The organism is Chryseobacterium sp. RU33C, from assembly GCF_900156015.1.
GTDB classification, from domain to species: domain Bacteria; phylum Bacteroidota; class Bacteroidia; order Flavobacteriales; family Weeksellaceae; genus Chryseobacterium; species Chryseobacterium candidae.
In genome coordinates this window covers 25,457-49,958 of sequence record NZ_FTMT01000002.1, presented here as the reverse complement: position 1 = coordinate 49,958, position 24,502 = coordinate 25,457, and the positions used below count along the sequence as shown (strand labels likewise).

Sequence of the window (24,502 nt, the reverse complement as noted above, 5' to 3'; positions counted from 1 at the left end):
GGCAACATTTTTATACTGATTTTAATATTATTTTCCCTTTTTTGGATTGGGTAAAAATAAGATACTGATCTCCTCCGTCTTTTAAACCGTATTTCTTTTTGATTTCTTCAGGTTTCAAAGGGTAGTTTTTTGCAATAATATTAAACTGCCCTTTCTTTTTAATACTTTTAGAATCAACAGATTCCATTTCAAAAGTTCTGCCGGGAAAGTTCTCAATTTTTTCACTGGAAGTATAAAGATGGCTGTTAGGATGAAGCTTTTTCAGGGCAAATTTCTGAGAAATCAAATTAAAGACTCCCGCCTTCAAAATGGAATGATTGGGAATATAAATATAGTTTTCCGGTTCAGAATATTCCGATTCCGCAGTTTCTTCTTCCCCAAATGTAAAGCTAAAAATAGGCTCACTGCTGTCCAGGTTCACACAATTACAAATGATCTTGTCCGCATTTTCGCTGGAAAGCAATACAACTACTTCTTTCACATCATTTTTAAGGGCAATAACATCAATCCTTGAAATACCCGGAAGTACTGAAACAAGATATTTAAGATCAATTAGCGGGGAAAGTTTAATAATTACCTGGCTGGAAACAGAGAGGAGCTTTTCGTGAATTTCCAAAATATCAGGAGACAGATCTTCCAAAAGAAAAACTTTGTTTTTTTGTTCGTCTCTTCTGGCCGGATCAAGATAAATAACATCAAAGTGTTCCTCATTATTGCTCAAAAAATCTTCAAGTGTAAGATTGATAAATTTTGCCTTGCGACCTAAAATTCCCCAGTTATTTTCAACAATATTTAAAAGCTCAGTATTTTGTTCTACTAAAGTGATATCGTCAAAATTTTGAGACAGATAAAAGGCATCAATCCCAAAACCGCTTGTTAGATCAATGAATTTATTTCCTTTCAGCATTTCAGATTTATAAAGAGCTGTCTTTTCTGAAGATGACTGTTCCAGATTAAGCTGTGGCGGGAAAAGAATTCCTTCTTTTAAAAGAAATGGAAATTTTCTTTCTGCAACCTGTTTTCCTTTGATCTGCTGCACAATTTCATGCATAGAAACCTTCGGAAATGGTGATTTTTTTAATAATAATGAGTGCAGATCTGTTGTTAGATTTGCATTGATATAGTTTTGAATTTCTTTGTTTAATAGTTTATTTCCCACAGATTCTGCCACTTCTTATATTCATTTGTTTAAAATGCTTTATTCAAACATTTCAGCCCAACGAACGGCTTTTATTTCTTTTTCGCTGTAAAGATCTGCAATAGACTTTTTAACGTCTAATTTAGGGTACATATTCACTCCTATCAGCTTTATTTTCCCTTCTTCAATCCATTGCTGCTCTTCAATGGCATGATCGTAGATCTTTTTCTGAATAACTCCCTGTTTCAACAGTTCGAGATATCCACCAGCCTCTTCTATTTCAACAAATAAAGCCCATGCTTTTTCTGCAAACTGCTGGGTAATATCTTCCACATAATAACTTCCGTTAGAAGCATCTTCAAATACGTTGATAATACTTTCGTAAGCCAGAACAATCTGTTGTTTGAAAGAGATTTCTTCCGAGTTATCCGTACTTCTGTCTACAAGATAATTGTTAGAAAAAACAGCATCTGCTCCACCGATCATTGCAGAAGCAAGTTCCAGGGTAGAACGGATCAGGTTGTTTTCATTATCAGAAACGGCCTTATTTCGAAGGGAAGTCTCTGCAAATATATAAGGGACTTCATCCAGACCGTATTCTTTTGAGAGTTGGTTAAAAACGATCTTAAAAGCTCTCAGTTTAGCCATCTCAAAGAAATAGCTTCCTCCTACTGCTATTCTGAATATAAGTTTATTTAAAATTTCGGATCCATAAACTTCTACTAACTCCTTAGCTTTTGCAAGGGCAATTCCAAGCTGTTGACAGATGGCTGCTCCGGCATTCTGGTGGAATGATATGTCTACACAGATATTTCTTTTAAAATCTTTTGAAAGTAATTCTCTTACCAGTTGATCATCTATGCTTCCTTCTTTTTCATTAAAAACATCGATCAGTGAAAAATACTGATCTTCTTCTTTAGGACTGATGTGTCCTGCCAGATCTTTATTATTAACAAAAAGAGTTTTTTGATCCAGATTTTCTACATTCTGATCCAGCATAAATGCAAATACTTCTTCTTCCAGACTTTCATGATATCTAGCTACCAAATGAGTGCTTTCTTCAACCCTTGGCAGGTTTACCAAAGGTTTCTGAACCTCTGTGTAAAAAGGCTTCACCTCTATTCCTTCCAGATTCTGTTTCTCTAAAACAGGGTAAATATCCTCTGTTTTAAGCTGTTTTTTGACTAGATTTTCCCAGTTTGAAAGTATATCTGTATTTGACATTAGTTTTTTATTATTTGTGAATTATCAATAGTGAATTTTGCTTCGCAACTGAATTTTTTAAAAACTAAAAATCCATTTCATCATTAATATAATTCTATTCAACTTTTATTATTTTTTAGCCACTTTTGTGCTGTCTACCACCAGAATGAAGATCTCTTCATTCGGTTTTTTCATAAAATAATTTTCTCTTGCGTATTTTTCTTTTTCCGACTTGTTGTTCATCAGTTTTTTATAAAAAGCATCGTTTTTCTCGTATTCTTTTTTATAATAATCCAATTGCTCTTCATATTTATGAATCTCACCATTGAGTTCATTAATAACAAGAAATGAAGTTTTATCAAAAAAAATCATCCATACCAAAAACAGACAGATCGTAATGGTATACTTGTTCAAAACATATTTCTGGATAAGTTTGAATGTTTCAGATTTCGGCTGAATGTCTTTGATAAGGTTGTTTTCTTCCATTTTTTTAATGTTTTTTCAACGAGTTTTTAATAACAGTAGTTAAAAAATCAATGGCTACGGAATTTTGTTTCATATTGGGGATAATAAGATCGGCCTCATTTTTAGACGGCTCTATGAATTCCTGATGCATTGGTTTCAATGTGGTCTGATAACGGTGTAATACCTCGCTCAGATCTCTTCCTCTTTCCTGAGTATCTCTTCTGATCCTCCTGATTAATCTTTCATCAGAATCAGCATGAACAAATACCTTCAGATCAAATTCTTTCAGTAATTCTTTGTTGGTAAGAACAAGAATTCCTTCTACTACCAGTACGTTTTTAGGTTCTACAGTGACATGATCTCCTGTTCTGGAATGGGTAACAAAGCTGTAAATCGGCTGCTCAATCGGCTCATTATTTTTTAAAGCTTTTACGTGTTTTATCAGTAAGTCAAAGTCTATTGATTTTGGATGGTCGTAGTTCAGAGCTTCTCTTTCCGTCAATGTAAGACCTTGGTTGTCGTGATAATAATTATCCTGAGAGAGGATATTCATTCCCTCAATATCAAGCTGCTGAAGTATCTTATCAACAACTGTAGTTTTGCCGGATCCTGTACCACCGGCAATTCCTATTACAAGCATTGTTTTTTTGTTTCTTTATAGTTGGTACAAATATACTATTTTAGATAAAATATGACAATGTAAGAGTATTGAGAAATTAAAAGATTAAAGCATTTAAAAATTGAAAGATTGGCCAGAAGTCTTTCAGTCTTTGTGATTCGTTGCTATTCCTCTGCTTTCTGCTCAGGATTCCATAAAAAAATCCGACAAACTGCCGGATTTGTATTTTATACGATTTCGCTTGTTAATTCGCGCGAAACTAATTTTTCATGCATAGGCTTCAAAACATCCATTGATCCTGTTTTTACGGTGCATTTGCCTTTGTAGTGAACCAGCATGGTACACTGCTCAGCCTGTTCCAACGTATGCTTGCATATTTCGATCAGGCAGTCTATTACGTAATCAAATGTATGAATATCATCGTTATGCAGTACCAGTTTATAAACTTCATCTGTATCATCTAAGACGAGAACTTCTTCCTCGTACTGACGTTTTGGGTTTTCGTAGTCTTTTATGCTGTTATAAAAACTCATTCTTATTCTTTTAAACTTCTCCAATTTTATCTGCTAAATGGTCAATAGCATTGGGTTCCTGATATACCAGCTCCACAAGTTCCACACTTTTATTATTCATTTTCAGGATCTTGAAGTGATAATTTTCAAGATCAAACTCCTGGTTTTCTTCCGGAATTTCTTCCAGTTCATGAAGAATAAATCCGGCCAATGAATTGTATTCGCTTTCTTCGGAAAGAGGAAGCCTTTTGGGTAAAAACTCGTTGATTTCGTCCAAAGGCTGTGTAGCCTGCACCCAATAAGTATTATCCGCTATTTTATCAACTATTTTTTCTTCGTCATCTTCTTCATCCTGAATTTCTCCCACCAGTTCCTCAAGAATATCTTCTAGTGTGATAATTCCTTCAGTTCCTCCAAACTCATCAATAACGATGGCAATATGCTGTTTTTTAAGCTGGAACGTTTTCAATAAGTCTGAAACTTTCTTACTTTCTACCACGAAGAATGCATCACGCATTAAATCTTTAAGGTCTTCATGGTCAAGATCTCCTTTTCTCTTCACAAATTCTCTTATAATTTCCTTTGTGTAGAAAATTCCAATAATATTGTCAATAGAATCGATATATACAGGAATACGGGAATATCCACTATCCATGATCTTATTGATAATGTCATTGACATCTTCTTCAAAGTCTATGGAAGTAATATTCTGTCTTGGAACCATGATCTGCTTGGCGGAATGATCTGTAAAATCAAATGCATTTTTAATAATTTCGTAGTTCTCTTCTTCAATCTCACCGCTGTCTGCACTTTGTTTCACCAAAAGCTGAAGTTCTTCCGTAGAGTGAATTTCCTGTTCGGAAGCGGGATGAATTTTTACAAGTCTTAAGAAACCATTTGACATGGAGTTCATCAACCAGATAAACGGTTTAAAGATCGTATAGAAAACTCTCAACGGAACCGCTGTTGCCATTGTAGTTGCTTCAGATTTTCTGATGGCTATTGATTTTGGAATAAGCTCACCAAACACAATGTGCATGATGGTAATCAATACAAAACTTGTCACTACCGAAATTGTAGTAATGGTTGTCTGAGTCAGATTAATGCTCAAAGACGTGAAAATATTTTCAACAATATGGTGCAGGGCACTTTCTCCTACCCAACCAAGGGCAAGGGATGCCAATGTAATTCCTAATTGTGTAGCGGAAAGATATTCATCAAGATGTTTGATGATATGTTCTGCCTGCTTAGCCATAGAGTTTCCTTCTGCAGCTTTTAACTGAATTTGTGAGTAACGAACTTTAACAATTGAAAATTCTGCGGCTACGAAAAAGCCATTGAGTAAAACAAGAAATAAGGCCAGCAAAAGCCTGACTATGTCCGAGTCCATTTAGAGATTATATAAATTTTATTAACTACAAAGATATGCAAAATAAAAATAACCTGAATCCGGGATAGATTATTTCCATGAAGTAATTTTCGGAAGAAAATATGACACGATATAGTACCTCAGTTTTTAAATAAAAAAAACAATCGGACTAATTTCCTGTTTTATGATAAAAACTCGATTTTTGAATAATAAATGACGGTTTCAGTCAATTATAAACAAAAAAACACCGATAATTTCGGTGCTTTCATTTGTATAGTAAAATAATTCCTTATGAATTTTTCAAAGCTTCTGCTCCGGAAACAATTTCCAAAATTTCGTTGGTAATTGCAGCCTGTCTTGCTTTGTTGTAGAAGATCACAAGATCATTCTTTAAAGCCTGAGCGTTATCTGTTGCTTTGTGCATTGCAGTCATTCTCGCTCCGTGCTCAGACGCTACTGAATCTAAAATCGCTTTGAAAACCTGAGTTTTGATAGACTTTGGAATCAAATTATCCAGAATCTCAGCTCTGTTAGGTTCAAAGATGTAATCTGTTTCAACCTGTGGCTCAGTATTTTCCGGCATTGAGATGGGAAGAAGCTGTTCTGTAGTTACTTCCTGAGTAGCAGCATTAACGAATTTGTTATAGATAACATAAACTTCGTCAAATTTACCTTCTCTGAAGCTTGCCATTACCCCTTCAGTGATATGAGCAACTGCATCAAAGTTCAGGTTATCATAAACAGAACTTCCATTAGTATATACCGTACGGCTTTTTCTTACTGCATCATATACTTTTTTACCTACAGGAAGAACTTCAACCTCGTACTGAGCGTTGTTCTGGAACTGAAGGTTAAGCTCTTTTACGATAGAAGAGTTAAAAGCTCCCGCAAGACCTCTGTTTGAAGTAACAGCGATGAATAGTACTCTTTTAACCTCTCTTTTCTGAGCATATACAGAAATCTGATCAGGATCAGAGCTAGAATTTACATTCTGGATAAGCTCCTGTAATTTTTCAGAATAAGGTCTTAACATTACGATTGCATCCTGTGCTTTTTTAAGTTTCGCTGCGGAAACCATCTTCATAGCACGTGTAATCTGCATCGTAGATGAAATTGACGTAATTCTGCCTCGTATTTCTTTTAAGTTTGCCATTAATTTGGGTTCAAAGTTTAAGGTCTAAAGTTTAAGGTCTAAAACGCTATATTTCAAACCTTAAACATTGAATTTTTTAGTTGTATTTAGAAGCTAAATCGTTAGCTGCCTGCTTAAGAACACCTGTAATATCGTTATCGATTTTTCCAGCCTTGATAGCAGCCATTGTATCTGGGTGCTTAGATCTCAGGAACTCGATGTATTCGTGTTGGAATTCTTTAATCTTGTTCAATGGAACGTTTCTCATTAAGTTTTCTGTTCCGGCATATACGATCGCTACCTGACTTTCTACAGGAAGTGGTGCATTTACCGGCTGCTTAAGGATCTCTACGTTTCTTTCTCCTTTAGAGATTACTGCTAACGTAGAAGCATCAAGGTCCGAACCGAATTTAGCAAACGCTTCAAGTTCTTTATATTGAGCCTGGTCAAGTTTCAATGTACCAGATACTTTTTTCATTGATTTGATCTGTGCATTACCTCCTACCCTTGATACAGAGATACCTACGTTGATTGCAGGACGAACCCCTGAGTTGAATAGATCAGACTCCAGGAAGATCTGTCCGTCTGTAATAGAGATTACGTTTGTAGGGATGTATGCAGAAACGTCACCAGCCTGAGTTTCTATAATCGGAAGGGCTGTTAATGAACCACCACCTTTTACAATTGGTTTAAGAGACTCTGGCAAATCGTTCATCTGCTTGGCAATGTTATCATCAGCGATTACTTTTGCCGCTCTTTCCAATAGTCTTGAGTGAAGGTAGAAAACGTCCCCAGGGTAAGCTTCACGGCCCGGTGGTCTTCTCAATAGTAGAGAAAGCTCACGGTAAGCAACAGCTTGTTTAGATAAATCATCATAAACGATAAGTGCTGGTCTACCTGTGTCTCTGAAGAACTCACCGATAGAAGCTCCTGCCATTGCAGAATATACCTGCATTGGAACCGGATCTGATGCGTTAGCTGCAACGATTACCGTATAAGCTAAAGCTCCTTTATCAGAAAGAGTTTTAACGATTTGTGCTACAGTAGAAGCTTTCTGACCGATAGCAACATATATACAATATACTGGCTTACCAGCATCAAAGAATTCTTTTTGGTTGATGATCGTATCGATAGCAACAGTAGTTTTACCTGTTTGTCTGTCACCAATGATAAGCTCTCTCTGACCTCTTCCTACAGGGATCATCGCATCAATTGCAACGATACCGGTCTGTAAAGGCTCAGTTACCGGCTGTCTGAAGATTACTCCAGGAGCCTTTCTTTCCAATGGCATTTCGTATAAATCCCCAGTAATAGGACCTTTACCATCGATTGGGTTACCAAGAGTATCTACTACTCTTCCTAACATACCTTCTCCTACTTTGATAGAAGAGATTCTGTTTGTTCTTCTTACTGTATCACCTTCTTTTACTAATTTACTTTCACCCAATAGAGCAACCCCCACGTTGTCTTCTTCAAGGTTAAGTACAATACCTTCTACATCACTAGAAAATTTCACCAACTCTCCGTATTGTACGTTTTCTAACCCGTATACACGAGCAATACCATCACCGATGGTTAAAACTGTACCTACTTCCTCAACGTTGGATTGAGTATCGAAGTTGGCCAATTGCTGTTTTAAGATCGCAGATACTTCTGCCGGATTTATTTCTGCCATTGTATGGTTGTTTTTCTTAATTTAATTGGAAATCTTTTTTAACTTGGTTCAGTTTTGTCTTCACAGACGCATCTACCTGCTGGTCACCTACTCTCAGAACATATCCTCCAAGAATTTCAGGCTTCACATTTACTTTCAGATCAAAGTTTGAATCAGCATTTACAAGATGGGTAGATCTTAAAATCTGGTCAAGGTTTTCTTTTGAAAGCGGAGTTGCTGTTGTAAGTGTTACTCTCTGTACACCACTAAGGTCTTCTACTTTGTTGATGAATTCCTGAGCGATATTTTTCAATTGGTTTTCACGTCCGTGTTTAATTACCAATCTGATCAGGTTCTGAGAAGAAACAGATAAACCTTTGAAAATTTCGTTTGCTACTTCTATTTTCTTTTTAGAATCAATATAAGGAGTCATGAAAAATTTATTTAAGTCCACAGACTCTTTCATGATCTTTACTACATCTTTCATTTCAGAAAATACAGTAGCTGTCTGACCTGACTCGTTTGTGAAATCAAGTAAACCTTGTGCGTATCTTTTAGCTACTTTAGATGTAAGCATTCTTAGTTAAGGTTTGATTTGTTTAAATAATTTTGAACTAATTCGTTTTGAGCTTCACTGTTGTCCAGCTTTTGCTTCAGGATAGACTCAGCAATGTTTACAGATAAAGTACCAATTTGAGTTTTGATGTCTGCCATAGCAGCATTTTTCTCAGCATTGATAGTCTGTTTAGCAGCTTCGATCATTTTGTCTCCTTCAGCTTTAGCAGCATCTTTAGCTTCTCCTACGATTCTGTCTTTAATTTCTCTGGCTTCTTTAAGGATAGCATCTCTTTCGATTTTAGCTTCACGAATGATTCTTTCGTTATCCTCTTTTAAAGTTTCCATTTCTTTTCTAGCTAATTTAGCTTGATTAAGAGCGTCAACAATAGATGTTTCTCTGTCATTGATAGAATTTAAAATAGGCTTCCAAGCGAATTTACCTAACAAAAATAATAATGCTAGAAAAATAACAGACTGGATAATAAATAGTCCTGATGAAAACTGATGAATTAATTCCATTATATAAATGTATAAATAATTATTACTTTTTTTTTAAAGAACCATTACCTGTAACCAACCGTCACAGATAATGGTTTGAATTTAATTAGTTTACTGCGAATAGAGCAGCAAACGCAACACCTTCTACAAGTGCAGCTGCGATAAGCATAGCTGTTTGGATTTTTCCAGATTGCTCAGGTTGTCTAGCGATAGCTTCAAGAGCAGCAGCTCCGATTTTACCAAGACCGATACCTACACCTAGTACTACGATACCAGCACCTACAATTTTAGGGATTTCCATAATATATAATTTTAAAAAATTTGTTTTACTTTAATTTATAATTTCAATTAGTGAGCTGCATGATGTTCGTGCTCATGTTCTTCTACTGCCATTCCGATAAACAGCGCAGATAACATTGTAAAGATATAAGCCTGTAGGAACGCTACCAATACTTCCAGTAAATAAATTACCAATGTAAGGAAAGGGAATGCAACACCTGCAATAAAATTCTTAAATACATAGATCAGTCCGATCAAACTCATTACTACGATGTGTCCTGCCGTCATGTTGGCAAAAAGTCGGATCATCAAAGCGAATGGCTTAGTAATAGTTCCTAATAACTCAATAGGAAGCATGATCAGTTTCATTGGAACCGGAACTCCTGGCATCCAGAAAATATGCTTCCAGTAATCTTTGTTCGCTGAGAATGTTGTAATCAAATACGTAAGGATAGCCAGGAAGAATGTCATTGTAATATTACCTGTAACATTAATTCCGAATGGCATTAATCCTAAAACGTTAAGGAAAAGGATAAAGAAAAACACTGTTAATAAATAACCCATAAATCTCTTATACTTATGTCCGATGTTTGGAATAGCAACTTCATCTCTTACGAAAATGATTAATGGCTCTAAAAATCTTGCAGCTCCTGTAGGAACCACTGATTTTTTGTAAGACTTAGCCATTCCAACGAATAATACTAACATAAAGATGGATACTAATAAAATAATCAACACACTCTTTGTAATTGAAAGATCTAATGGCTTTTCGTTAGTTGGGTGACCGTGGTCATCAAGCGTTAAAGTTCCAGCTGCATCAGTCTTATAGATTTTTTCATGATGCAATACATAAAAATTTCCATCAACTTCAGTAGGTTCTCCGTGCATAAACCCTTCTTTGTTACTCATGAAAGAGTGAAAACCGTTATCATAGATAATAACAGGAAGAGGAAAACCGATGTGGTGACCTTCCTTATCAACCATCAATGTGAAATCATGTGCATCCAACAAGTGATGATCGATGAACTCTTTGTTTTCTTTGCTTACTTTGTCTTTCTCTGAAAGCTCTTGAGCAGGAGCTGCCCCAGCAGTAGCCTCACCGTGCTGTGCAGACACTAAGTTTAATACAAAAATACTGTAGAATAAAACTGCGAATTTCTTAAACATTGATAGGTTTTTTTCGTTGTGCAAAAATATGATATTTTTTCTAGTTTCAATAAATTATTTTACTGTTTTTTATCATGATTAATCAGCTTGATGGCATAGTATGTAAGCAGTGCTGTCAGGACAAAATAAGGCATAATAAAATGAAATTTATAGCCAGGAATCACTTCAAAGTTCAGTTTTTTTCTGATTAAGTACATTAAACCGAATTTTAAAAGGATCAAACCAATAACAGATAATCCTAAAAATTCCGGCGCTACTCTATTGATTAAGATAATAAGCGTGATCATCATCATAAACATGACGCTTAGAAAAAGGTAAAATTTAATGATTACAATTTCATCCAGGTGAAAAACAAATTTCCAAAGGGAAAAATGCACCAGGAAGGTCAGAAAGAATAAAATGACAACAAGAATATTGGGATTGATCTTCATTCTATATTTTAATTGATCGCAAAAATAGACTTTTTCTATCGTATTATACTATGATTTGATATTTATCATTTTTCTTCTTTGTAATAATATTACGTATATATATAATATTACGTGATCAAACACTTTGGATATGCTAAAAATTCCTTATTTTTGCAAACCTATAATTTACAATAAATATGTTTAATAGTTTACAGGATAAATTAGACAAGGCATTACACAATATTTCCGGAAGAGGAAAAATTACTGAAATCAATGTGGCGGAAACCGTAAAGGAAATCCGTAGAGCATTGGTAGATGCCGACGTTAACTATAAAGTTGCGAAAGATCTTACAAAAAGAGTTCAGGATAAAGCATTAGGAGAAAACGTTCTTACTTCCCTTACTCCGGGACAGCTGATGACGAAAATTGTCCATGATGAACTGGTAGACCTGATGGGAGGTTCTCAGGAAGGAATTAATCTTTCAGGAAAACCTTCTGTAATTCTTATTGCAGGTCTTCAGGGATCTGGTAAGACTACTTTCTCAGGAAAGCTTGCTAATTATTTAAAGACAAAAAGAAATAAAAAACCTTTATTGGTAGCCTGTGACGTTTACCGTCCTGCAGCGATTGACCAGCTGAAAGTATTGGGAGGGCAAATCAATGTTCCCGTTTTTACCGAAGAAGGTTCTACAAACCCTTCTACGATTGCTGAAAATGCAATTAATTTTGCAAAAGCAAACGGTCATGATGTTGTAATCGTGGATACAGCAGGTCGTTTGGCCATTGATGAGCAGATGATGAACGAGATCAAATCCGTACATTATTTCATCAAACCACAGGAAACGCTTTTCGTAGTAGACTCTATGACAGGTCAGGATGCTGTAAATACGGCAAAAGCATTCAACGATGCCTTGAATTTCGACGGAGTTGTTTTAACGAAATTAGATGGTGATACAAGAGGTGGAGCTGCATTAACAATCCGTTCTGTTGTTGAAAAACCCATCAAGTTTATCTCTACAGGAGAAAAAATGGAAGCTTTAGACCTTTTCTACCCGGAAAGGATGGCAGACAGAATCCTGGGAATGGGAGATGTTGTTTCCTTAGTAGAAAGAGCTCAGGAGCAGTTTGACGAGGAAGAAGCTAAAAAACTTCACAAAAAAATCGCTAAAAACGAATTCGGTTTTGATGATTTCCTTAAGCAGATCAATCAAATCAAGAAGATGGGTAATATGAAGGATTTGATGGGAATGATTCCTGGAGTTGGAAAAGCAATTAAAGATGTAGAAATCAGTGATGATGCATTCAAACACATTGAAGCGATCATCTACTCTATGACTCCTGAAGAAAGGAGAAGACCTTCTATCATCAATACTCAGAGAAAAGGAAGAATTGCCAAAGGGGCCGGAAGAAAAATCGAAGATGTGAATCAATTGATGAAACAGTTTGATCAGATGGGTAAAATGATGAAGATGATGCAGGGACCTCAGGGAAAACAAATGATGCAGATGATGAGCAAAATGCCGAATATGCCTGGAATGGGTGGAATGTTCGGGAAATAAGAAAGACAAAATCATTCATAAAAAAACTCTCAGAAATTCTGAGAGTTTTTGTTTTATATTGATATAGGTTTTATTTAAACTTGTATCCTACTCCTAACTGAAAGAAATTCATTTTTAATGTTTCACCATCCACAGGATTTTTAATCATATTGGTAAGACCAAAACTGTAACGTGCATCTACGAATAATCCTTTATGAATATTGTAATCTGCTCCTAAAAATAAACCGAAATCTGTAGATTTTAAACCATCATTCAGCTCTCTTTCCAAATAGCGCTCTCCTTCTTTAAGTCCGGAAGGATCTACCATACCAGCATTAGAACCACTTAATTCAAATTTTACTTTATTATTCGTTTTAAAGCTTACATAAGGACCTGCATAAATTCCTAGTTCTGGCGTTGCATAATATCTTGCAGATACAGGAATAACAATTCTGTTAAGGTTCATCTTTTCAGTTAAGGTAATACCTGTACCAGATATTCCAACTTCAGCTTTTCCGCCAAGATTGGCATATTCCAGCTCTCCCTGGACAGCAAACTTATTATTGAATTTATGCTCAACCAAACCTCCGATATAAAACCCTGATTTGGATTTTAAACTGGCTTCAAATCCTCCAAATTCAAAATCCCCTTCACTGGAATTTAATTTTGATAAAGCATATCCTGCTTTTACCCCGAATGTAGTTTGTGCATTTAAACCTGCAAATAAAGTGATTGCAGACGCTAATAAAATTTTTTTCATGATTTATTGTATTAAAAAAATGTTCGCAAAAATACAAAAAACCCTGAGTATTCTCAGGGCTTTCTTGCTATATGCTTTGTTTATTATTTTGCAAATACATATTTAACTCCGAAAGTTACAGAAGATAAATTCAATCCGAAGTTGTAGTTGTTGGTAGCATCACCATCTTTTGGCTTGTAGTTGCTATAACCGAACTCACCGATAGTAGCTTCGATAGACCAGTTTTTGTTTAAGAAATAATCTAAACCTGGTTTAACAGTAACACCGATTTTTGTGTATTTAGCTTCAGTAGAATTTGAAGTTGAAATTGTGTTATTTCCTACTGTAGTTACAGAGCTAGTTTCAGTTTCAGTTTTTCCAAACTGCATTGGAACTGCTAATTGTCCGAAGAAATATAACTTGTCAGATAAAGTCCAGTATTTTCTTACGAATGGAGCTACAACAAAAGCTGGCTGCTTAGTGATGCTTTCTCCTACTGTGTTACCAAGAGTAGTAGTTAAAGTGTTTTTTTCAGTTTGATAACCAACTCCTAATCCGATTGCTAAGTTAGTGTTTACGAAATATCCAACTGTAGGTAATACGTTGAAGTTTTCTTTTTTATCGTTACCGTTGTTAGATTCTACTTGAGAATAACCAACAGATCCTGATAAATATGTAGTTCCTTTAGCAATCTGAGCGTTTGATAAACCGAAAAGTGCAACAGCACCCGCTAATAATATTTTTTTCATTGTAAAAAATTTTAATACTTTCTGAGAGCAAATTTACAGTGGTCTCCACTAATATTAAAATTTGTTAATGTGATTAATATCATTACTGGAATTAAGGGTTTTGTAAAAATAAATCCTAATCAAGAGATGTTGTTGATTTTTTCACAATATTATGAATAAAAAAATCCTATTTTTTCAACAAGACTCCAATATATTTAATTTTTTAAATTTTCTTATTTTTTATAAAACCCGATGAATTCTGGAAAAACGCTAAAATTAATTAACCTAAATCTCTAATTTTAAAGTTATTAACTCTTAAAATTTAAACAAATGTTTATTATTCAGGATTATCTTCTTTAATTTTAATCATTACAGATCCTCTCTATTAAAAATTTCTGATCAGAAATCCATACAGCTTATATATGAGTCATCAAAAAAAAGGCTGTCCGAAAAGTTCGGAAAGCCTTTTTTATCATTATTTTGAAGCTAAAATTTCAGAATTAGTTTCCTCCGAATTTGAAGCCTACGCCAATCTGAGCAAAGCTATTCTTTACAGTCCCTCCGCTATTGTCATTAGATAGGTTTGATACTCCCAAGCTGTATCTTGCATCAAAGAAAAGTCCGTTTTCCAACATATATTCAACACCTAAGAACGGAGCAAGGTTTAATGATTTGATATCTTTTTTAATATCTACCTCGCCGCCTTCACCTTCCACTTCCACATCAAGGAAATCTGAACCAATTACAGTCTTTTGTTTAGCTGTAAGAATGATTCCTACATTAAGACCTGCAGCTACAGAGAAGCCTTCTGTGATAAAGTATTTGGCAGAAACAGGAACCAAAAGAGTTCCAAAATTCACTTTAGTTGACTCACCAAAATAAATTCCTCCAGCGTTTACGCCATCAATTTTTTCTTTAGCTCCAAGTGGAGAATACAAAACCTCTCCCTGAACAGCAAAGTTATCATTGAATTTGTACTCAGCCATTCCACCGATATAGAAGGTATATTTCGGAGACATTTTTCTTCCGTCAAGATCGTCTTGCTTATCATCCAGTTTAATAGTAGACATTGCGAAACCAGCTTTTGGACCAAATCGAAATTCTTGTGCGTTGGCACAAATTCCCATAGCAGCGACCGCCGCAACAAGTAAAAGTTTTTTCATGTTTAGTTAGTTTTACATTTAAGGTTTGCAAAACTAATTATTTTTTTCAAATTAACAAATTTTAACCATCAAATTTAAGGTTAATAAAAAGTTAACGAAAACTTTCACCTATTTTCACTAGTCGTTTCTTAGTCTTTTTTCCTCATCGTTGTAAGCCAGGATAATTTTTCTTACCACCGGATGTCTTACCACATCCTCTTCTGTAAGATGAACGAATCCGATCTCTTTTACTCCATTTAAAATTCTCATGGCTTCTTTCAGCCCGGACTGTTGATTTTTCGGCAGGTCAATCTGGCTTGGATCTCCTGTAATAATAAACTTGGCATTCATTCCCATTCTCGTAAGGAACATTTTCATCTGTGCATGAGTAGTATTCTGTGCTTCATCAAGAATCACAAAAGCATCATCCAGTGTACGTCCTCTCATGAAAGCCAATGGCGCTACTTCAATGACTTTCTTTTCCATAAAACCTTCCAGTTTCTCGTGCGGAATCATATCACGAAGTGCATCATACAACGGCTGCAAATACGGATCCAGCTTTTCTTTAAGATCTCCGGGAAGAAATCCCAGGCTCTCTCCCGCTTCTACAGCAGGCCTTGTCAGGATAATTCTTTTCACTTCCTTGTCTCTTAACGCTCTTGCAGCCAATGCCACACTGGTATATGTTTTTCCTGTACCTGCAGGCCCAATGGCAAAAACCATGTCCTTTTTCTCAGTTTCCTTCACCAGCTTTTTAAGATTGGTCGTCTTAGCTTTAATAACTTTCCCGTTAACTCCTTTTACGATAATGTCCTGGTCGAATACCAGCTGTTTCTCATTTTCGTCTTTAATATTCAAAATATTTTCAACGTCTTTCAGTCCTATTGAATTGTTTTTGGAGATAAAACTGACAATATCGTCAAGTTTTTGTTTCAGTATGTCTAAAGCTTCCTGATTTCCCATGGCAAAGATGAAATGATCTCTTCCTGTAATTTTAATGGTTGGAAAGCTTGATTTTATTAAGTTGAAATATTGGTTATTAACTCCATAGAAGATTTTCGCATCGATATCTTCCAAATCATATGTTAATTCAAACATGCAGTATTTTTATTTTTAGATTTTAAAATTAAAGCTTTTTTTCAAATTTATATCAAATTCTTTTCAACAATCTTTCGGGCTTTCTTTTTATTTTAAATAACTTTGCAATACTACACTATTCTATAAATTGCTCATGTCAATTATTACCCTTACTTCGGATTTCGGAAATTTAGATTACAGAGTTGCTGCTGTGAAAGGCAAGATTCTGTCTCTAAACCCTGAGGTTAATATTATTGATATCACCCACGAAATCCAAGCATTCAACCTTATACAGACTTCGTATATTGTAAGAAATGCTTATAAATATTTTCCAAAAGGAAGCATACACATTCTTTCTGTAGACAGCTTTTATCACAAATCCAGAAAGAATATTATTTATAAAGCTGACGGATCTTACTTCCTGGCGGCAGACAATGGTCTTTTAAGCCTTATATTTTTTGATATTAAACCGGAAGCCATCTACGAGCTTACGCTGAACAACCGTTTTGATGACGTTATCAACTTCACTTCTACAGACATTTTTGTTCCTGCAGCGGTACATCTTGCCAATGGCGGACTCCCTGAAGTCATAGGAAGAAAAATAAACACGGCAAAACAACTAATGTTCCCTCGTGCGGTTTATAATGAATCGGAAGGGATGATTATTGGTGAAGTGACTTATATTGATAATTTCGGAAATATAATATCAAATATCAATAAAGATTTTTTTGAGAACATCAGTAAAGGTTACAACAGTTTTACCATAAAATTCAGAAATTTAAGCCTTTCAAGAATATTTTCAAGTCATACAGAAGTTGTTTCAGACTGGAAAAGGGAGACCGAATTCCACGGACAGTCTGCGGCAATATTCAATGATAGTCAGTTATTGGAGCTTACCATCTACAAAGGAAGCAAGAAAAACGGCGCTAAAAGCCTGTTTGGACTGAATGTGGGAGAAAATATTTATATCGAATTCAGCTAAGATTATATATTTCTTAAAAAAACCGATTTTTTTTATATATTTGTCAAAATCTAAAAATCAAAAATGGCAGAATACAAATTATTGCTTCCTTCCATGGGAGAAGGGGTTATGGAAGCGACAATTATCACTTGGTTATTCAATGAAGGTGATAATGTAAAGGAGGATGACTCCGTGGTAGAAATTGCAACAGATAAGGTAGATTCAGACGTACCGACACCAGTTTCGGGGAAAATTGTGAAAATTTTAAAGCAAAAAGATGAAGTTGCAAAAGTAGGTGAAGCCATTGCTATTTTAGAAATTGAAGGAGAAGGTACAGCTTCAGAAGAGGTGAAAGCTGAAACTCCAGCGGCTGCTCCGGATACTGAAACTTTAAAAGCGATTGAAGAGCCTCTACAGACAGCAGCTGCTTCAAACGTAGAATTCTCAGGAGACCTTTATCTGTCTCCACTCGTAAAATCTATCGCTCAACAGGAAAACATTTCTGAAACTGAACTGAAATCCATCAAAGGCAACGGTTTGGAAGGAAGAATTACAAAAGAAGATATATTAGCATATGTTGCTAACAGAGGAAGCAAGCCAGTTCAACAGGCAGCTCCGGTACCGGCAGCTTCTGCTCCACAACCAGCGGCAGTATCTGCTCCGGCAGCTACCATTCCGGTGAGCGCAGGTGATGAGATCATTCCAATGGACAGAATGAGAAAGATCATCGCTGAAAATATGGTGAAAGCAAAACAAATTGCTCCACACGTTACTTCTTTCATCGAAACAGACGTTACCAACGTTGTAAAATGGAGAAATAAAAACAAAGCTGTATTCGAAAAACGTGAAGGTGAAAAACTGACTTTCATGCCTATTTTCGTAAAAGCGGTAGTGAAAGCTATTCAGGATTTCCCGATGATCAATGTTTCTATCAATGGTGAGAACATCATCAAAAAGAAAAACATCAACATCGGTATGGCTACTGCCCTTCCGGACGGAAACCTTATTGTTCCAGTTATCAAAAATGCAGATCAGTTATCTCTTTCAGGTCTTGCAAAAGCAATCAATGATTTAGCTTACAGAGCAAGAAACAAGAAATTGAGACCAGAGGATACTCAAGGGGCAACGTATACAATTTCTAACGTAGGAAGCTTCGGAAACCTTATGGGAACACCAATTATTCCTCAGCCTCAGGTAGCTATTTTAGCCATCGGAGCAATCGTTAAGAAGCCTGCAGTTCTTGAAACAGCTGACGGAGATGTAATTGCTATCAGAAACTTAATGTTCATGTCTCACTCTTATGACCACAGAGTGGTAGACGGATCTCTAGGAGGAATGATGCTGAAGCACGTTCACGACTACCTTGAAAACTGGGATCTGAACACAGAAATATAAGTAATAAATAATCAGTAATAAGTAATTTTGCTTATTACTGATCATATAAATGAAAACCTTCGATTAAATCGGAGGTTTTTTTGTTTTTTTATTACTTAAGCTTGACAATATTATAAAAGATTAAACATTACGCTAAATAAATATGAAATATTTAACAAAAATAATAATTAAAAACAAAATCAATAATTATTAAAAATATTTATATACTGTACTAACTTTTTTGGAAATCAGATTGATTAGCATTATTTTTAAACAAATTATTTGGAAAATGGATTTAGATTATAGTAAATATGACATCAAAAGATTTTTTGATTTCACCAAAGAAGATGAAGAATCAATGACTGAGGTTTAATCCTCTTTCTGAGTCACATTATAGTATCATCTCAATTCAACAAAATACAATTTCCGGAATTTTACCGTAATTTTATCCTTCAAAACCTACAAATGCTGAAAATTTTCACCCTCATAAAAAGATCTCTTAAAAACTCCTTCGACAATATCCGGAACGAACAGTTGAAGTACAACCTGCTTCAGGCCATTCCTTTTTGGATAGGATCTGTAATTACAGGCTTTTTTGCTGTAATGTATGCGCAGGTATTTGCCTGGGGCGAACATCTCATGAATTTTATTTTCGACTGGCATGCATGGATGATTTTCATTATTGCTCCCATAGGATTTGTATTATCGTGGTGGCTGGTGAAAGAATTTGCTCCCAATGCCAAAGGAAGCGGTATTCCTCAAGTGATGGCCGCAGTAGAACTTGCCAACCCGAAAGAGCATCGGAAAATCCGGAATCTGTTAAGTATTAAAATTATTTTTTTCAAAATACTATCTTCTGTTGTTCTTGTAATCGGAGGAGGTGCAGTAGGACGTGAAGGCCCTACGATTCAGATAGCAGGTTCCGTTTTCAGAAAAGTGAATGAGTACCTTCCTGAATGGTGGCCAAAAATTTCCAAGAAAAACATGATTATGACAGGAGCGGCAGCCGGACTTGCTGCAGCGTTCAATACTCCCCTTGGAGGAATTGTTTTTGCTGTGGAAGAGCTGTCAAAAACCCACATTAATTATTTTAAAACTGCCTTATTTACAGCGGTGATTATCGCAGGTTTAACAGCTCAAACACTGGCCGGGTCTTATTTATATCTTGGATATCCGAAAACCAATGATGTTTCTTTAATGGTTATGTTTCCCATCATATTGGTTGCAGCCACTGCCGGCATTATGGCAAGCCAGCTATCTGTCATTATGCTTAAAATCAATACCTGGAAGAAGAAAAAACTGAAAACAGATAAGGCTAATGTAATCTTTCTGATCATTTGTGCATTAATTATCGCTTCCATTGCATACTTCATCAACAGAGAAATTCTGGGTTCAGGAAAAGAAATTATGGAGCGTGTTCTTTTTACCAAAAATAAACATGAAGAGTGGTATGTCCCTATTTTAAGAATGCTTGGCCCTGCCCTTTCTTTCACTTCGGGTGGTGCGGGCGGAATTTTCGCTCCTGCTCTTACTGCAGGAGCAAGTATAGGCTCAGTTATTTCAGGAGCCATACATTTAACGCCTAACGAAACCAATGTAGTCGTTCTCGCCGGAATGGTGGCTTTTCTTACCGGGATTACGAGAGCCCCATTTACTTCAGCCATTATTGTTTTGGAAATGACGGACAGGCATTCCCTGATATTCCATCTGATGCTTGCCGGAATGGTCTCCTCTATTGCTTCAATCCTGGTAAGCAGACATTCTTTGTATGATGTTTTGAAGGTGAATTTTCTGGCTGAAATCAGATCAAAAGATGAAAATTAATTCAATAACTAAAATAAAAGCAAATACATATTGTCAGGAAACACCAACTATTTCACCAACATTCTTGCATATGCGGAAATTATTCTCTACTTTTGCACCTCGAAATAATTAACAAATTCATTTAACATTATGAACAATTACGAAACTGTTTTCATTTTAACTCCCGTTCTATCTGAGTCACAGGTAGAGGAAGCAGTGAACAAGTATGTAGATCTTATCAAAGAAAAGAACTGCGAAATCGTTGCTAAAGAAAACTGGGGATTAAAAAAATTAGCTTATCCTATCCAATTGAAAAAGAACGGGTTTTATACTCTAATTGAATTCAAAGGAGAAGGTACTGTAGTAGCTGATCTGGAATTAGCATTTAAGCGTGACGAGAGAGTAATCCGTTACCTTACTACAAAACTTGACAAGCATGCTGTTGAGTACGCTGTAACTAGAAGAACTAAAGTAAAAGCAGCTAAAGCTTAATTATTAACCCTATTTTTTAAAAAAGACAAGACATGGCAATAGATGAAATGGCTAAACAAGCCTCAGCTGGAGGAGAATCAGAAGTAAAATTCCTTACTCCGCTTGATATCAATACAAAATCTGAAAAGAAATATTGTAGATTCAAAAAATACGGAATTAAGCACGTTGATTACAAAGATGCTGACTTCTTATTACAATTTGTAAACGAACAAGGTAAAATTTTACCAAGAAGATACACTGGAACTTCTTTAAAATATCAAAGAAAAGTTTCTGCTGCTATCAAAAGAGCAAGACACCTTGCATTACTACCATACGTAGCTGACTTATTGAAATAAGACAAAAATAAATAAAAGAAGAGGTCTCCCTCTTCTTTTGTTGCTGAATAAATCATTAATTCTAACTTGATTTTAGCTATAAAACTAAAATCTAAAAAAGGACAACAACAATGGAAATTATCCTAAAAAAAGACGTAGAAAACTTAGGACTTGAGTTTGATACAGTAAACGTAAAGCCAGGTTATGCTAGAAACTTCTTAATTCCTCAAGGAATTGCTCTTTTAGCTACCCCTAAAAACAAAGCTGCTTTAGAAGCTACATTGGAAGCTAGAAAAGAAGAGGAAGCTAAATTAATCGCTGCTGCTAACGCTGTAGTTGAGCAATTGAAGAAAACTTCTATCACTATTCCTGCAAAAGTAGGTGCTGGTGACAAATTATTCGGATCTATCAACAATGCTGATCTATCTGCTGCTTTAGAAAAAGCTGGTGTTTCTGTAGAGAAAAAATACATCAAAATTCCTGGTAATACTATCAAGAGAACTGGTAAATTCACAGCTCTTATCAGACTTCACAGAAATGTTGAGTACAACTACGAGTTTGATATCGTATCTGACGCTCCAGTGGAAGCAGCTCCTAAAAAAGAAGAAGCTAAAACTGAAGAAGCTTAATAAGCAACTGAGAATTTCTCACAATACAAGACCACTTCAATTTATTGAGGTGGTTTTTTTATGTAAAGTATTGTTTACAGAACTATCCTGCCTTTTGCTTTGCAAAAATCCACCCTTCAGCGGAAGAGAATGTGAACATCTCAAGCAATATTATTCGTTTTCCGCAAACCTTACGTCATTCAAATATAAAGGTGCTTTACGATACTGTTATCAGGTAATACGCAACCGGACCTCTTACTCGTTACTTATCCTCTCTCAGTTTATATGCTGAAAATAGCAAATTCTTATAAAATTAACAACCTCTCTTCAAACAATCAAGAGTAATTTTCTGCTTCCTGCTCCAACTACTTTGGCCGATTTATTGTTCATATTTTTAAAGATGCAATATTGCTCAAACCGCAACGTTTATTACACAAAAGCTTAAGAATGGAAATTGAAAGAATTTTACTGAGTCAAAGGGATTTTTTTAAAACACAGCAGACCAAAAGCCTCGCTTTCAGGAAAATGTACCTTGAAAAGCTGAAAAATCTAATTATTTCTAATGAGAATATGTTGTATGAAGCTATTAAAAAAGATTTTGGAAAATCAGAATTTGATACTTTCACTACAGAATTATCCTTCATTCTCAATGATATTAATTATTATATCAGGAACTTAAAATCTCTTTCAAAGCCTAAAAAAGTAAGCACCAATCTTGTCAACCAACTGGGAAACAGTAAAATTTATGCTGATCCATTGGGCTGTGTATTGGTAATCGGTGCCTGGAATTATCCGTATCAGCTATCCCTTTCTCCCGTCATAGCGGCAATGGCCGCCGGAAACTGCTGTATTCTTAAGCCCAGCGAAATAGCAGAAAATACAATGAAAGCTATGGCATCCATTATCAATGAAAACTTTCCGTCTGAATATCTTTATGTATATGAAGGAGGTATTGATGAAACCACTGCTGTTCTCAAGTTAAAATTTGACAAGATATTTTTTACAGGAAGCACAAAAGTCGGTAAGATTGTTTACAAAGCAGCCGCAGAACATCTTACTCCTGTAACCCTTGAACTGGGCGGAAAATCTCCGGCTATCGTCACCCAAAATGCCTCTCTAGAAACTGCTGCCAAAAGAATTGTCTGGGGAAAATTCCTCAACGCCGGACAAACCTGTGTTGCTCCGGATTATCTGCTGGTGGAAGAAACCATTAAGGAACAGTTTCTGGAAATGCTCAGAAAATATATCAAAGAATTCAAATATGAGCCGGATTCTGATCAATACACAAGAATTATTAACCAAAGGAATTTCCAAAGGCTTATCCATCTTATTGATCAGGAAAAAATCTATTGCGGCGGGAATTTCAACGAAGAAAAACGGTATATAGAGCCTACTATTCTGAATCGTATAGACTGGAATGACAAAATTATGCAGGAAGAAATTTTCGGTCCTATTCTGCCTGTCATCAGCTTTCAAAATTACAATGTCGCGCTAAACTCTATTCTGGAGCTTGAAAAACCACTGGCAGCCTACCTTTTTACCAATAACGCTGAGGAAAAAGAAAATTTTACAAGGAAACTGTCTTTTGGAGGAGGTTGTATCAATGATACGGTAATGCATTTAAGTAATGACAATCTTCCTTTTGGAGGAGTGGGAAATTCAGGGATTGGAAATTATCACGGCAAATATGGCTTCGAAACATTTTCACACCAAAAATCAGTTCTTGAAAAAGCAACCTGGGGCGAGCCTAATATCAAATATCCGCCATATTCTAACAAAAAAATAAGCTGGATCAAAAAATTACTTTAATTAATCCCAAAATGGAGAATTTTAAAAATAATATTGTACTTTTATTTCTGTTAATCAACAAAATAAAAACATTATGAAAAATTTCAAAAAATTATCTCGTGAAAAATTGAGATCAATTTCAGGTGGAAAATCATGCGCATCTTCTTGCTCCGATGGATCTATGGTATATGTCAGTTCATGTAGTTCTTGTATTAGTTATTCCGGAGGTGCGGCTTGTTATGATGCTAATGGAAGAGGAGCAATACATGTAGAATTATGTGAAAGCAATTAAAAAACACCCCCTTTCAAAATTTGATAGGGGGTTAATATTTTAACTAGGTTTCCATTTTTCTAAAAATTCTTTTACTTTTTCTTTGCTATACCCTTTTCCATCTTCTAAAATTTCGCTTTGCTGAATATGAACTTTTTTTCCATTTTTATCTAAAATAATAAAGAATGGATAAAATTGCTGCTCTTTTACATTGATATACTTCCCAAAAACCCTCTCATTCTTATTTTCCGGAGAATAGTTCAGGTGATAATATACATAATTCTTCTCTGCCAATTCCTTCAGTTCTGGAGTAGTCTGTACAAAATTATTAAAGCGAAGACACCAGATACACCAGTTTCCACCAGCCTGGATCATTATATTCTTACCATCTTTCTTTGCCTGGGCAACCAATTTATTAATATCAGCCTGAGCATCAGCTTTTGGGTCATAGGGCTTAGGAAGCTTTGCTTTTTCTTCAGCTGCCTTTTTCTGAGATTCTAATTTGGCTTGCTCTGCAGGTACTACAATAGCTGCTTTTTTTACATTTTGCGAAAAAGCAAGGGTACTTAATCCCAGGAAAGCGAATATTATCAATTTTTTCATAATATAAAGGTAAAAAAAATAATATATATCCTTCTGCAAAAATAGAACCATAATTTTATT

The 24,502-nt window shown here is 35.4% G+C and carries 27 protein-coding genes; 9 read left to right on the top strand and 18 right to left on the bottom strand.

The features are described 5' to 3' along the window. Nucleotides 1-10: 10 nt before the first annotated feature. The 13 genes from BW946_RS02030 to BW946_RS01970 all read right to left on the bottom strand — a co-directional run bounded on the left by BW946_RS02030 (nt 11) and on the right by BW946_RS01970 (nt 11,025). On the bottom strand, nt 11-1,171 hold the full coding sequence (locus BW946_RS02030; protein ID WP_083688766.1) for a class I SAM-dependent methyltransferase: 1,161 nt from the start codon (nt 1,169-1,171) through the stop codon (nt 11-13). 27 nt (nt 1,172-1,198) lie between these two features. Beyond that, nucleotides 1,199-2,362: a methylmalonyl-CoA mutase family protein gene (locus tag BW946_RS02025; protein WP_076594583.1), complete on the bottom strand. Its 1,164-nt coding sequence runs from the start codon at nt 2,360-2,362 to the stop codon at nt 1,199-1,201. 108 nt (nt 2,363-2,470) lie between these two features. Continuing rightward, nucleotides 2,471-2,827 (bottom strand): FtsB family cell division protein, encoded by a 357-nt coding sequence (locus tag BW946_RS02020; RefSeq protein ID WP_002979124.1) that lies wholly within the window; start codon nt 2,825-2,827, stop codon nt 2,471-2,473. A 4-nt stretch (nt 2,828-2,831) separates the two neighbouring features. Further along, nucleotides 2,832-3,446, bottom strand: a complete 615-nt coding sequence (gene udk / locus BW946_RS02015; protein ID WP_002979122.1) for a uridine kinase — start codon at nt 3,444-3,446, stop codon at nt 2,832-2,834. A gap of 206 nt (nt 3,447-3,652) precedes the next feature. Then, nucleotides 3,653-3,958 carry an ATP-dependent Clp protease adaptor ClpS gene (locus BW946_RS02010; RefSeq protein ID WP_076594582.1) on the bottom strand — a complete coding sequence of 102 codons (306 nt, stop codon included), beginning with the start codon at nt 3,956-3,958 and terminating at the stop codon, nt 3,653-3,655. Between the two features lie 10 nt (nt 3,959-3,968). After that, nucleotides 3,969-5,327, bottom strand: a complete 1,359-nt coding sequence (locus BW946_RS02005; protein WP_076594581.1) for a hemolysin family protein — start codon at nt 5,325-5,327, stop codon at nt 3,969-3,971. A gap of 268 nt (nt 5,328-5,595) precedes the next feature. Then, on the bottom strand, nt 5,596-6,459 hold the full coding sequence (gene atpG, locus BW946_RS02000; RefSeq protein ID WP_076594580.1) for an ATP synthase F1 subunit gamma: 864 nt from the start codon (nt 6,457-6,459) through the stop codon (nt 5,596-5,598). A 76-nt stretch (nt 6,460-6,535) separates the two neighbouring features. After that, nucleotides 6,536-8,113: a F0F1 ATP synthase subunit alpha gene (gene atpA / locus BW946_RS01995; protein WP_076594579.1), complete on the bottom strand. Its 1,578-nt coding sequence runs from the start codon at nt 8,111-8,113 to the stop codon at nt 6,536-6,538. A 16-nt stretch (nt 8,114-8,129) separates the two neighbouring features. Continuing rightward, complete coding sequence (atpH, locus tag BW946_RS01990) at nt 8,130-8,669, bottom strand: ATP synthase F1 subunit delta (RefSeq protein ID WP_076594578.1); 540 nt, start codon at nt 8,667-8,669, stop codon at nt 8,130-8,132. A 2-nt stretch (nt 8,670-8,671) separates the two neighbouring features. Beyond that, nucleotides 8,672-9,169, bottom strand: a complete 498-nt coding sequence (locus BW946_RS01985; RefSeq protein WP_047429825.1) for a F0F1 ATP synthase subunit B — start codon at nt 9,167-9,169, stop codon at nt 8,672-8,674. 85 nt (nt 9,170-9,254) lie between these two features. Next, nucleotides 9,255-9,449 (bottom strand): ATP synthase F0 subunit C, encoded by a 195-nt coding sequence (atpE, locus tag BW946_RS01980; protein WP_002979108.1) that lies wholly within the window; start codon nt 9,447-9,449, stop codon nt 9,255-9,257. Nucleotides 9,450-9,496: 47 nt separating this feature from the next. Further along, nucleotides 9,497-10,594 carry a F0F1 ATP synthase subunit A gene (gene atpB / locus BW946_RS01975; protein ID WP_076594577.1) on the bottom strand — a complete coding sequence of 366 codons (1,098 nt, stop codon included), beginning with the start codon at nt 10,592-10,594 and terminating at the stop codon, nt 9,497-9,499. Between the two features lie 59 nt (nt 10,595-10,653). Continuing rightward, the gene (locus tag BW946_RS01970) at nt 10,654-11,025 is read right to left on the bottom strand and encodes a hypothetical protein (protein WP_034695426.1); all 372 of its coding nucleotides are present in this window, start codon (nt 11,023-11,025) and stop codon (nt 10,654-10,656) included. A gap of 176 nt (nt 11,026-11,201) precedes the next feature. Between BW946_RS01970 and ffh the strand changes: the two genes are divergently transcribed. Then, nucleotides 11,202-12,563: a signal recognition particle protein gene (gene ffh, locus BW946_RS01965; RefSeq protein WP_076594576.1), complete on the top strand. Its 1,362-nt coding sequence runs from the start codon at nt 11,202-11,204 to the stop codon at nt 12,561-12,563. A gap of 70 nt (nt 12,564-12,633) precedes the next feature. On the opposite strand, the gene BW946_RS01960 is transcribed toward ffh, so the two are convergent. From BW946_RS01960 to BW946_RS01945, 4 genes are all read right to left on the bottom strand, one after another. Further along, nucleotides 12,634-13,302: a porin family protein gene (locus BW946_RS01960; RefSeq protein ID WP_076594575.1), complete on the bottom strand. Its 669-nt coding sequence runs from the start codon at nt 13,300-13,302 to the stop codon at nt 12,634-12,636. A gap of 83 nt (nt 13,303-13,385) precedes the next feature. Continuing rightward, nucleotides 13,386-14,030 carry an outer membrane beta-barrel protein gene (locus BW946_RS01955; RefSeq protein WP_076594574.1) on the bottom strand — a complete coding sequence of 215 codons (645 nt, stop codon included), beginning with the start codon at nt 14,028-14,030 and terminating at the stop codon, nt 13,386-13,388. A 479-nt stretch (nt 14,031-14,509) separates the two neighbouring features. Then, the gene (locus BW946_RS01950) at nt 14,510-15,172 is read right to left on the bottom strand and encodes a porin family protein (protein ID WP_076594573.1); all 663 of its coding nucleotides are present in this window, start codon (nt 15,170-15,172) and stop codon (nt 14,510-14,512) included. 117 nt (nt 15,173-15,289) lie between these two features. Beyond that, nucleotides 15,290-16,249 carry a PhoH family protein gene (locus tag BW946_RS01945; RefSeq protein ID WP_002979097.1) on the bottom strand — a complete coding sequence of 320 codons (960 nt, stop codon included), beginning with the start codon at nt 16,247-16,249 and terminating at the stop codon, nt 15,290-15,292. A gap of 133 nt (nt 16,250-16,382) precedes the next feature. Between BW946_RS01945 and BW946_RS01940 the strand changes: the two genes are divergently transcribed. The 8 genes from BW946_RS01940 to BW946_RS21875 all read left to right on the top strand — a co-directional run bounded on the left by BW946_RS01940 (nt 16,383) and on the right by BW946_RS21875 (nt 23,860). Then, nucleotides 16,383-17,210 carry an SAM hydrolase/SAM-dependent halogenase family protein gene (locus tag BW946_RS01940; RefSeq protein WP_076594572.1) on the top strand — a complete coding sequence of 276 codons (828 nt, stop codon included), beginning with the start codon at nt 16,383-16,385 and terminating at the stop codon, nt 17,208-17,210. Between the two features lie 63 nt (nt 17,211-17,273). Beyond that, the gene (locus BW946_RS01935) at nt 17,274-18,584 is read left to right on the top strand and encodes a dihydrolipoamide acetyltransferase family protein (RefSeq protein WP_076594571.1); all 1,311 of its coding nucleotides are present in this window, start codon (nt 17,274-17,276) and stop codon (nt 18,582-18,584) included. A 444-nt stretch (nt 18,585-19,028) separates the two neighbouring features. Continuing rightward, complete coding sequence (locus BW946_RS01930) at nt 19,029-20,387, top strand: chloride channel protein (RefSeq protein WP_076594570.1); 1,359 nt, start codon at nt 19,029-19,031, stop codon at nt 20,385-20,387. 129 nt (nt 20,388-20,516) lie between these two features. After that, on the top strand, nt 20,517-20,858 hold the full coding sequence (gene rpsF / locus BW946_RS01925; protein WP_047429790.1) for a 30S ribosomal protein S6: 342 nt from the start codon (nt 20,517-20,519) through the stop codon (nt 20,856-20,858). Between the two features lie 32 nt (nt 20,859-20,890). Beyond that, nucleotides 20,891-21,193 (top strand): 30S ribosomal protein S18, encoded by a 303-nt coding sequence (gene rpsR, locus BW946_RS01920; RefSeq protein ID WP_002979091.1) that lies wholly within the window; start codon nt 20,891-20,893, stop codon nt 21,191-21,193. A gap of 110 nt (nt 21,194-21,303) precedes the next feature. Further along, nucleotides 21,304-21,801 carry a 50S ribosomal protein L9 gene (gene rplI, locus BW946_RS01915; RefSeq protein ID WP_076594569.1) on the top strand — a complete coding sequence of 166 codons (498 nt, stop codon included), beginning with the start codon at nt 21,304-21,306 and terminating at the stop codon, nt 21,799-21,801. Between the two features lie 426 nt (nt 21,802-22,227). Further along, the gene (locus tag BW946_RS01910; RefSeq protein ID WP_076594568.1) at nt 22,228-23,589 is read left to right on the top strand and encodes an aldehyde dehydrogenase; all 1,362 of its coding nucleotides are present in this window, start codon (nt 22,228-22,230) and stop codon (nt 23,587-23,589) included. Nucleotides 23,590-23,662: 73 nt separating this feature from the next. Next, nucleotides 23,663-23,860: a bacteriocin-like protein gene (locus tag BW946_RS21875; protein WP_409193520.1), complete on the top strand. Its 198-nt coding sequence runs from the start codon at nt 23,663-23,665 to the stop codon at nt 23,858-23,860. Nucleotides 23,861-23,899: 39 nt separating this feature from the next. Here BW946_RS21875 and BW946_RS01905 read toward each other — a convergent pair whose 3' ends face one another. Next, nucleotides 23,900-24,442, bottom strand: a complete 543-nt coding sequence (locus BW946_RS01905; RefSeq protein WP_076594567.1) for a thioredoxin family protein — start codon at nt 24,440-24,442, stop codon at nt 23,900-23,902. Nucleotides 24,443-24,502 lie beyond the last annotated feature (60 nt).